Consider the following 1,433-nt stretch of genomic DNA (forward strand, 5'->3'; position numbering starts at 1 on the left):
CCCGGCTGTAGTACTTCCGTAATGGGCTGTCGAACGTCAAGTCCCTCGCAGTGATTGTCACGTCGCCGGCTTCACGCTTCCGTCCGTGGTCAGCACGGTGGCCGCCACATCATGCCGTCAGAGAAAGGAAGCCAGCGGGACAATCTAAGGCACGTGGTTTACCCCCTTGCGGGGACTTCCACAGCACTACTCCCGTCCTCACTGGTTTCCGCGTCCCGGCGACGGGACCTCACCGGAGCACCGCCTTGCGGCCCTGCTCCAAACCGTTGCCCAGCCGTTTTACGCGGCCACCGGCGCCTCCTTGCCCCAGCGGAACTCGCTGCCATCCACCCACATGCGGTGCAGGACAGTGGCCAGCTTCCGCGCCAGAGCGACCTTGGCCCGCTTCACGCCGCGCCGCTTGGCCACTTCCAGCGCCCAGCGCTTGAGCGTGGAGAACTTCGTCGTCCGGCTCAGCAGCACGTTGGCGGCCTCGTAGAGGGCAGTGCGCACCATCGCATCCCCCACCTTGCTGACCCCGCCGGTTACGTCGGTCTCGCCCGACTGGTACTTCTTGGGTGTCAGTCCGAAGTGCGCGCCCACCGCCTTGGACGAGGTGAAGCGAGCCGGATCATCGACCGTTGCCGTGAAGGTCACGGCGACCAGCGGGCCCACGCCTGGCACGGTCATCAGCCGCCGACAGACCTCATCAGCGCGCACGATCGCCAGCATCTTGCGGTGCAGGCGCATGAACTCGCTGTGCAGGCCCGCGCGTGCCGTCAGCATGGCGCCGACGACCTCCTCCAGCATCGCATGCCCCTCGATCAATTCTTGAACTCGTGCCGCAAAGCGGCCCTTGCTCACCTCGCCGACCTTCAAGCCGAAGCCGCGCAGGAGGCCGCGGATGCTGAACTCCACATCGCGCAGCTTGCTTTGCAGCAGCTTGCGCCCGACCAGCAGGGCACGGACCTCCTGGGCATCGGCCGACTTGCGGTGCACCGACCGGAACCAGCCCATACGCAGCAACTGTGCGATGCCGCGGGCGTCCTTGCGGTCGGTCTTCACCACCATCGCCGACAGCGCCGCCTTCACATGGCGGGTTTCCAGCAGCACCGTCGCCAAGCCCGCCTCGCTCAGCCCCGCATGCAGCCACTGCGACAAGGGGCCAGCCTCCAACCCGATACGGACCACCGGAAAGCCAAGATCAGCGAAGAAGCGCACCAGGGCGTCAGGCTCACTTGCCACCTTGGCCTCCCGCACGATCTTGCCCGTCGCGTCCACCACGCACACGCTGCTCTGTTCCAACGAGACGTCGATCCCGGCATAGTGATCCATGGCTGTCCCTCCATGATGCTTGGGGCCGATCCGCTCGGACCCCGTGTCTCACACCATCACTGTGGGGACAGCCGCCCGCCCAAGCCAGAGCTTGGAGCAAGGCCCATTACGGCATCTAG

1 protein-coding gene is annotated in these 1,433 nt (G+C 65.9%); it reads right to left on the minus strand.

Translation table 11 applies throughout. The annotated features are described in order from the left end of the window. Positions 1-279: 279 nt before the first annotated feature. The gene (locus tag DS843_RS30845; protein WP_149472620.1) at positions 280-1,314 is read right to left on the minus strand and encodes an IS110 family RNA-guided transposase; all 1,035 of its coding nucleotides are present in this window, start codon (positions 1,312-1,314) and stop codon (positions 280-282) included. Between the last annotated feature and the right edge of the window lie 119 nt (positions 1,315-1,433).

The organism is Roseomonas genomospecies 6 (genome assembly GCF_008365375.1).
GTDB lineage: Bacteria > Pseudomonadota > Alphaproteobacteria > Azospirillales > Azospirillaceae > Azospirillum.

Coding starts and splice junctions, on each gene's coding strand:
- DS843_RS30845 (WP_149472620.1), bottom strand. CDS start 1,314: ATGGATCACTATGCCGGGATCGACGTCTCGTTGGAACAGAGCAGCGTG.